Source organism: Azospirillum brasilense (assembly GCF_001315015.1).
Taxonomy (GTDB): Bacteria; Pseudomonadota; Alphaproteobacteria; order Azospirillales; family Azospirillaceae; genus Azospirillum; species Azospirillum brasilense.
The window spans coordinates 148,762-156,480 of sequence record NZ_CP012919.1; the positions used below are offsets into that span (position 1 = coordinate 148,762).

Genomic DNA, 7,719 nt, shown 5'->3' on the forward strand with positions numbered 1-7,719 from the left:
GCCGGACTGTTTCCGTGACGCCCAGCTCGGCGGCGATCCGCGACGCTCCGGCCAGCGTGGTCCATGGACCGATGTATCCGGACCGAGGTGCTCGGCATGGTGGCTTGCACCGCTCGAATGGGGTACGGTCCCGCACGACCACACGACCCAGCCCGTGGAGATCCCGATGTCCGCGTCCGACGGGGAACGGCCGGAAACGCCGCCCCATGTGAAGACCCTGGAAAGCCTGGCCCGCAAGGGGTGCTCGATCGGCGACCGATTTGCCCCGGGCTCGCCGGAAGGCCGCGAGGCCATCGCCTACTGGTTCGAGGTGATCCAGTATGCGGACCGGATGCTCAACCTCGCCTGCAACGACTATTACGACCTCCGGCATCCCAAGCATTACCTCTGGACCGGCCACGCCGCCTTCCTGGTGGAGAATATCCGGCCGGGCGAGCGGGTCCTCGATATCGGATGCGGGGCCAGCTACTACCAGCAATGGATGGCGCAGACCGCGGCGGAGGTCGTCGCCGTCGACATCAACCCGGACCGGGTGGCCCAGTCGATCCGCAACAACACCATGCCCAACCTGCGCTTCCTGACCATGGACGCGACGCGCGAGCTGCCGGAGGGCCGGTTCGATGTCGTCGTCTGCTCGCACGTGCTGGAGCATCTCGACGACCCGGTGCCGCTGCTCACCAATCTCGCCCGCCACATCCCGAAGATCGTGGTCAAGGTCCCGGCCGTGGACAGCACCTGGTACAAGCTGGTCCGGAAGGACATCGGCCTGTTCTGGATGGACGATCCCGACCACCGCCGGGAGTACACGCTGGATCTGCTGCGCGAGCATCTGGAGGCGGGCGGCTGGACGGTCGCCTCCCTGGTCCGCGGCTTCGATCTGCGTGCCATCGCCACCTCGCCGGCCGCGGGTTGAGGCGGGGCGGGCCGCTCCCCCACCATGGACCCTGGAATGGACAAGCTCAGGATCTTCATCGACTACCCCGTCAGCGAAACGGGTCAGTTCCTCGGGCTGGCGGTGCAGCAGCTCCTGCACGACCACCTGAAGACCCGGTCCGACGTGGAGGTCGTCCGGGACGACCAGGATTTCGACATCATCCTCGTGGCCAACGGCGACTCCCACTATGTGGGCCGCAACCCGCCGGGATCATGGGGGAGCGCTGCCTTGACCCGTTCAAGTCGCTGGTCTGAGCGCGCGGGCGGGTGGCTGTGAGCGCCCGCCCCACGCTGCTCGCCGCCGCCGCCATCGAGGCCGGGTCGCTGTTCGCCCACGCCGTCAACACGGTCAAGATGGCCGAGGGCTTCGCCCGCAACGGGCTGAACGTGGTCTTCGTCTGCCTGGAGCCGGCCGGCGGCCCGGTGTCGCCGGAGCGGCTGAACGCGCTCTACGGCCTGAACGCGCCGCTGGACTGGGTGATGCTGCCAGCGAATGCGGACGGCACCCCGCGCGGCGACGGCATGGGCTTCGCGGTCCCGGCGCTGGAGCTGGCGCGGGCCCGCGAAGCCCGTATCGTCTACGCCCGCAGCTACGTGCTGCCGGCGCTGACGGCGCGGGAGGGGATTCCCACGCTGGTCGAAGCCCACACCGACCCGTCCAACGCCCGGCCGGACTTCGCCGACCTGCTGGCCGCCACCCACCTGCCCGGCCTGCGCCGGCTGGTCACCATCGCGCCGGTCCTGGCGCGGGGGTACGCCGCCCGCGGGGCCGCCGCCGACCGCATCGTCGTGCTGCCCGACGCGGTGGACGAACGGTTGTTCGCCCGTCCGGCCGTACCGCCTCCCTCCCCGCTGGGGCCGGGGCCGAACGCGGTGTACGCCGGGCATCTCTACGACTACAAGGGCATCCCCGCCATTCTCGAAGCGGTGGCCCTGCGCCCCGGCATCCGCTTCCACCTGGTCGGCGGCTGGCCGCAGGATGTGGAGCGCACCCGCGCGCGGGTGGAGGCGGCGGGGCTGACCAACATAACGCTGCACGGGCTGCGCGCCCACGCCGAGATCCCGCCCTTCCTGTGGGGCGCCGACGTGGCGCTGCTGCCGCCCTCGGCCACCCACCCCAGCGCCGCCTGGACCAGCCCGATGAAGCTCGGCGAGTACATGATGGCGCGGGTGCCGGTGGTGGCAACCGGCATTCCGGCGCTGAGGCACTGGCTGAGCGGGCGGGAGGCGGTGTTCTGCGAACCCGACGACGGCGCCGCCCTGGCCCGCGCCATCGACGAGGCCATCGCGCCGGGCGCGGCGCGCGACGGGCGGGTAGCGGCCGCGCACCGCCTGGCGGAGCGGTGGACCTTCACGAGGCGGGCGGCCATGCTTTTGGATGCCTGCGCGGCCTGACGCCCCCCGTCCGTCGAGCGGGGGCCCCGCCGTCACATCCAGTCGAGGTTGATATTCTCCAGACCGGCGTCGCGGATGCGCTTCCGCAGCCTCTCCGTCTCCGGGCGGAGCTCGGGGATCTTCGCGTCGTGCAGCTCGACGAAGGCGTGCCGGATCCGGTCCTGGAGGCCGAGATCAAGGAGCCGGTGCAAGATCGCCACCTCCGCCCCCTCCACGTCCATCTTCAGCAGCGTCACCGGGCGGTCGAGCGCACGGACGAAGGCCGCGAAGTCCACCGCCTCCACCGTCACTCGGTCCTCCCGGCTGACGTTCCCCTTGAACGGCAACAGCGAGGAACCGGTCGACCAAGTCAGCGGGTCCTGCCGGGCGTTGACGTGGAAATGCAGGGACGCCGGGCCGTCGTCGAGGGCAACGGCGGCCTGCCGCAGCGTGACGTTCGGGAATGGCGTCAGCCGCCGGGCCAGCTCACCGGACGCGTGCGGGTTCGGTTCGAAGGCGAAGACGCGCGCCCCGCGGCGTGCCATGGGGAGCGTGAACAGCCCGACATTGGCCCCGCAGTCCACGGCGATGTCGCCGGGCTCCAGAGCGGCCACCCGCTCTAGGAAGGCATGCTCCACCGCGTGCTGCGCGGCGGCGATGCTCCTGTCCCCGGTCATGCAGTGGACCCTTTCATGCCAGCACGGGGATCGGCGCGTCCAGCAGCACCCCGGTGCGGCGGCGGACGCGTTCGGCCTCGGTGATCGAAGCAGCGTTGGGCACGGCACCGAATCCTTCTGCATCAGTGCGGAGCGGGCCCGTCCGGTCGGTTCGTCATCGCCGGGCGGGGCGCACCGTCCGGCTATCTATTGTGAAAGTTTTCGGGGACGCAAGGCATTTGGCCGCAGGGCAATCGTTTGAAGAGCTTCGGCAGTTCGTCGGCCGATGACGTGGGCCTCGCTGGCTGATTCCGTGAAATCCGATCTCGATCCGTGAAATCCGTGTCGATCATTTCCATGCTGCGCATCGCCAATTCCTTCGACGCTCCAATCCCGGCTGTCCGCATGGCCGGTGCCGAGGATCGGTGTGCAACCATCCAACCGTCAAGAGCGGCTTTCTTTGAATGACCCTGCCCCGCATCATGGAGGCGATGGACCTTTGCCCGACGGGCTGGCACAATGCCGCGCGTGCCCCCCGCAGCGTGCAGCGCCCGTTCCTCCGGGCGTGCCATGGACCTGGCCGCAGCGGCCGCAATCGAGACACGGACACTCTCCCGTATGGTGCCTTCCGGACTTCCACCCCAGCCGCCGGTCCCGGCCCCTCCCTCCCTCGCCGATCTTCACCTCGTCCTGTTCATGACCGACGGCATCTCGCTGCGGATCTGGGAGGAGGCGGGGATGTTCGAGCGCGAAGTGGCCCTGTACCGGCGGCTGCGGCCCTATCTGCGCGCCCTGACCATCGTCACCTACGGCGACCGCTGGGACGCCGCCTGCCGGTCGCGCCTGCCGGGCATCCGCATCGTCTGCGACCGCGGCCTCGGGCCGGCGCGCTACCGGGACTGGATCGCCCGGCGGCTGCCCCGCCTCTGGCGGGGTCCGACGCTGGTGAAGACCAACCAGACCGCCGGCGCGGACACCGCGTTCGCGGCCGCGCGGACGGCCGGGGCCTGGTTCATGGCGCGCTGCGGCTACATGCTCTCGGAAGCCTGCGTCCACCTGCACGGCCCGGACAGCCCGCAGACCCAGTCGGCGCGGGCGCTGGAGGCCGCGGTCTTCCCCGCGGCCGACCGCTGCGTCGTCACCGCCGACGCTATGCGCGGCAGCGTCCTGGCGACCGGCGCCGACGCGGGCGCCGTCACGGTCATCCCCAACTACGTGGACACCGACCGTTTCGCCCCCGATCCCGGCGCCCGGCGGGAGCCTGGGCCGTTCCGGGTGGCCTTCATCGGCCGGCTGGTCCCGCAGAAGAACCCGCTGCTGCTGATCGAGGGGCTGCGCGGCCTGGACGTGGCGCTCGACGTGGTGGGACAGGGGGAACTGCTGCCTGCCATGCGCGCCGCCGCCCAGGGCATGGACGTGACCTTCCACGGCATCCTGCCGCACCTGGCGTTGCCCGCCCTGCTGCGGCGGGCGGATTGCTTCCTGCTGCCCTCCGGCTACGAGGGGCATCCCAAGGCACTGCTGGAGGCCATGGCCTGCGGCCTGCCGGTGATCGGCGCCAACCGGCCGGGCATCTGCGAGGTGGTCCGGCACGGCCGGACCGGCCTGCTGGTGGAACCGGAGGCGGACGCCATCCGCGACGCGGTGCGGACACTGGCCGGTGACTGCGGCCTGCGGGCGGCGCTGGGCCGGGCGGCGCGGGAGGAAGTGCTGGCGACGCTGTCGCTGGAGCGGACGGTCCACAACGAGCTGGCCCTGTACCGGGACATCCTGGCGCGCCCGCCGAAGGCGGCCGGGGCCGGCGGGGAGGCGCCATGTCCGCGGTGAACGGCGACCTGCCGCTGGATCGGGCCGGCCGGCGCGCCTACCTGGCCTTCATCCGCGCGCAGATCGCGGAGGGCCGTGGCGAGCCGCCGCCCCGCCGATGCGGCTGACGGCGGAGGAGGAGGCCCCGCTCCGGCGCGGCGCCTCGCCCCTGCGCACCTACAACGACGCGTCCCTGTCCAGGCTGCTGGACGGGCTGCCCGGCATGCCCCAGTCGATCCTCGACGTCGGCTGCGGGCGCGGCCATTACGTGGAGTTCTTCCGCCGGCACGGCTTGTCCGGGCGCTATCTCGGGATCGACGTCGTGCCCGGCGCGGACTGGGAGCGGTACGCGGCCACCCCCTCCCCGCTGGAGGCGTCCTACCGCTGCGGCCCGATCGAGACCGTACCCCTGCCCGAAGGCGCCTTCGACCTCGTGCTGTCCTCCTCCGCCCTGGAGCATGTCGAGGACGACCGCCAAGCGGTGCGGCGCATCTTCGCGGCCACCCGGCCGGGAGGGCTCAGGCTGCATCTGGTGCCGGGGCTGCGGTCGCACCTGCTGTTCGGGTATCACGGCTACCGGCGCTACGGCGCCGGCGGTCTCACGGCGCTGTTCCGGGACGCCGGCTTCGAGATCCTGGCCTTGCACCGGCAGGGCGGCGGCGTCTCATTCCTGCTGCACATGCTCGCGATCGGCATCCTGGAAAGCGGCCGGACACGGGGGGTGCTGCACGACCGGCTGCGCGACGGCGGGCCCGACGACCGGTTGCGGGGGCTGGCCTGCCGGCCATGGCTGACCGGGCTGCGCCGCCCCGGCCCGCTCCTGGCCATCTACGCGGCGCTAGCCAGGGCAGCCGTCCGCCTCGACCCGCTGGTTCCCGGTCCGACCAGCGGCTATGCCATCCTGGTCCGCCGACCCTGAGCCGCCCGGCGGGGGCGGCACGCGGTAGAGGCGCAGGTCCCCCTCCACATCGGCGACGAAGAGACCTTGGCCGGCAAGCCCGCCGAGCCCCTCCAGGATCTCCCGCCAGGCGCCGGAGGCGATAACCACCGCCCGTCCGGTAGCGGGCCGCGCCAGAAAGTCGGCGCGGCTGAGCAGCGGCAGCCCCTCGAACCCGCCCCGGCGGACGCTGTCCACGAAGCCAGCCACGCGGCACCCGCGCAGCCGGCGCAAGACGCGTAGCACCGCCCGTCCGCCTTCTCCCGCCCCGTAGATCCAGACTCCGGCGAATCCCGACAGTTCCGTCCACGGAACCACTCCGGCGCCGGGGACGGCGTGACCGGTGCACGCGAAGTCGAAGTCCGGCGGCCGGGCGGCCCAGCGCCGGGCCGCGCGGGACCGCCCGAGCGCCAGGCAGGCCGCGACCTCCGGCGCGTCGAAACGGGCCGCGAGCGCCAGCAGGCGGCGCCCGTCCCAGCCGCCGGCCAGCCGCCACCCCAGGGCGGCGACGGCCGTCCACAGCACCCGCCGCGCCACGGCCGCCAGCGTTTCCCGCAGGCCGGCGACGTTCCGGGAATCGCGCGCCGCCAGCCCGTCCAGCAGGCGCAGCGTGGCCAGGGTCAGGGCCAGGGTATCGGAGGGATCGCAGGCCGGAGCGCCCGTCTGGAGGCGCCAGACGGGCGCCGCGACCCGTTCCGGATCGAGGTCGCCGACGCCGCAGGACAGCCACTCCACCCGCCGGATCGCACCGGCCACGGCCTCCTGCTCCACCTTCCGGGTGGCGGATATCCCCTGGTCGTTGATCCGGTAGCGCAGCAGCGGCACGGGAAGGTTGGCCCCCTGGCCGCGCCGCAGCAGGCGCATCCACAGGTCGTAGTCCTGAGCGCACGCCAGCCGCTCGTCGTAGCCGCCGGCGGCGTGGAAATCGGCGGCGCGGAACAGCGTGGCGGGGTGGCAGAAGGGGTTGGCAAAGAGCGCTGTCCAGCGGATCGCGGCGTCCTCCTCCGGCAGCCGGATGGTGCGCAGCGGGGCGCCCCCGGTATCCACCGCGACATAGTTGCTGCCGACGACCGTCAGGCCGGGCTGTGCGGACAGCCGCTCATATTGCGCCGCCAAGCGGTCGGGATGACTGATGTCGTCGGCGTCCATGCGCGCGATCACCGGGGCCCGCGCCAGCCCGGCCGCCCGGTTCAACGAGACGGTCAGGCCGAGGTTGCGGTCGTTGACCACCAGGCGCACGCGGCGGTCACGCTCGGCCAGGGCGCGCAGCCGCTCCGCGTGAGGCGAGCCGTCATCGACCAGGAGCAGCTCGAAGTCGCCCAGAGTCTGGCCCAGCAGGCTGTCGACCGCCGCGTCCAGGAACCGCACGTCCCGGTGGACGCTCATGAGAACGCTGACGAGAGGGTGTGCAGGGGGGCCGGCGGCCCGTGCGGCGGCGGGCATCAGGCGGGTCGGGCGGGGCCCGGGCAGCGCCCCCTCCGGAACGCCGAGGAAGCGCATCGTCTCCTCCCCCACCCAGCGACGCACGGCTGCCAGGAACGGCACCATCGCCCCGCGGTGGTGAGCCGTGGCGCGCCGCCGGACCTCCTCCGCCTCGGCGATCCTGCCGAGCATGTGCAGGCCGATGGCGGCGTCCAGCAGGCCATGGAGCATCTGGGGATCGGACGACGAGGGCTTGGCGCAGCAGGGGCTCGGCCCGCTCCGCCTCGCCGAGGGCGATCAGGGCCAGCCCCTGGAGTGCCAGGATCGAACCGCGCCCGCCATGCGGCTGGCGGCGCCCCGCTCCAGGGCGTCCGCCGGCCGGCCCCGCACGAGGTCGAACAGGCAGCGGTGGAAGACCACCGGCAGCGCGTCGGGTTGCCGCTCTGCGACGGAGTCCAGCGTGGCGGCGACGGCGTCCGGGCGCCCGCGCACGATGTCCGTCAGAACGAGGGAGAACGCCGCCGCGCTGTCCACCGGGTCCAGGGCGCAGGCCCGGGCGAGGAAGCCGGCCGCATCGTCCAGGGCGAAGCG

8 protein-coding genes are annotated in these 7,719 nt (G+C 72.6%); 5 read left to right on the forward strand and 3 right to left on the reverse strand.

Annotated features, from left to right (window positions below):
- Positions 1 to 166 precede the first annotated feature (166 nt).
- From AMK58_RS29265 to AMK58_RS29275, 3 genes are read left to right on the forward strand one after another with little or no spacing between them, the layout of a single operon-like run.
- A complete protein-coding gene (locus AMK58_RS29265; protein ID WP_079285519.1) occupies positions 167 to 913 on the forward strand; it encodes a class I SAM-dependent methyltransferase in 747 nt (248 codons plus the stop codon).
- A gap of 36 nt (positions 914 to 949) precedes the next feature.
- Positions 950 to 1,210, forward strand: a complete 261-nt coding sequence (locus tag AMK58_RS29270) for a hypothetical protein (RefSeq protein WP_035683501.1) — start codon at positions 950 to 952, stop codon at positions 1,208 to 1,210.
- Positions 1,207 to 2,328 (forward strand): glycosyltransferase, encoded by a 1,122-nt coding sequence (locus tag AMK58_RS29275; protein ID WP_059399815.1) that lies wholly within the window; start codon positions 1,207 to 1,209, stop codon positions 2,326 to 2,328. The genes AMK58_RS29270 and AMK58_RS29275 overlap by 4 nt, the downstream gene beginning before the upstream one ends.
- Before the next feature lie 32 nt (positions 2,329 to 2,360).
- Here the strand turns inward: AMK58_RS29275 and AMK58_RS29280 are convergent, their stop codons facing one another.
- A complete protein-coding gene (locus AMK58_RS29280) occupies positions 2,361 to 2,984 on the reverse strand; it encodes an FkbM family methyltransferase (protein ID WP_051141036.1) in 624 nt (207 codons plus the stop codon).
- A gap of 597 nt (positions 2,985 to 3,581) precedes the next feature.
- On the opposite strand from AMK58_RS29280, the gene AMK58_RS29285 reads away from it, so the two are divergent.
- Positions 3,582 to 4,790, forward strand: coding sequence for a glycosyltransferase family 4 protein (locus AMK58_RS29285; protein ID WP_059399816.1), 1,209 nt, complete (start codon positions 3,582 to 3,584; stop codon positions 4,788 to 4,790).
- A gap of 97 nt (positions 4,791 to 4,887) precedes the next feature.
- Complete coding sequence (locus AMK58_RS29290) at positions 4,888 to 5,688, forward strand: class I SAM-dependent methyltransferase (protein ID WP_059399817.1); 801 nt, start codon at positions 4,888 to 4,890, stop codon at positions 5,686 to 5,688.
- On the opposite strand, the gene AMK58_RS29295 is transcribed toward AMK58_RS29290, so the two are convergent.
- Complete coding sequence (locus AMK58_RS29295; RefSeq protein WP_059399852.1) at positions 5,608 to 7,359, reverse strand: glycosyltransferase; 1,752 nt, start codon at positions 7,357 to 7,359, stop codon at positions 5,608 to 5,610. The genes AMK58_RS29290 and AMK58_RS29295 overlap by 81 nt on opposite strands.
- 66 nt (positions 7,360 to 7,425) lie before the next feature.
- Positions 7,426 to 7,662 carry a hypothetical protein gene (locus AMK58_RS29300; RefSeq protein ID WP_059399853.1) on the reverse strand — a complete coding sequence of 79 codons (237 nt, stop codon included), beginning with the start codon at positions 7,660 to 7,662 and terminating at the stop codon, positions 7,426 to 7,428.
- Between the last annotated feature and the right edge of the window lie 57 nt (positions 7,663 to 7,719).

Bases quoted from the DNA above. Each gene is read 5' to 3' on its own strand.
- AMK58_RS29265 (WP_079285519.1), top strand. From the start codon at position 167: ATGTCCGCGTCCGACGGGGAACGGCCGGAAACGCCGCCCCATGTGAAG.
- AMK58_RS29270 (WP_035683501.1), top strand. From the start codon at position 950: ATGGACAAGCTCAGGATCTTCATCGACTACCCCGTCAGCGAAACGGGT.
- AMK58_RS29280 (WP_051141036.1), bottom strand. From the start codon at position 2,984: ATGACCGGGGACAGGAGCATCGCCGCCGCGCAGCACGCGGTGGAGCAT.
- AMK58_RS29285 (WP_059399816.1), top strand. From the start codon at position 3,582: ATGGTGCCTTCCGGACTTCCACCCCAGCCGCCGGTCCCGGCCCCTCCC.
- AMK58_RS29290 (WP_059399817.1), top strand. From the start codon at position 4,888: ATGCGGCTGACGGCGGAGGAGGAGGCCCCGCTCCGGCGCGGCGCCTCG.
- AMK58_RS29295 (WP_059399852.1), bottom strand. From the start codon at position 7,359: ATGCTCCATGGCCTGCTGGACGCCGCCATCGGCCTGCACATGCTCGGC.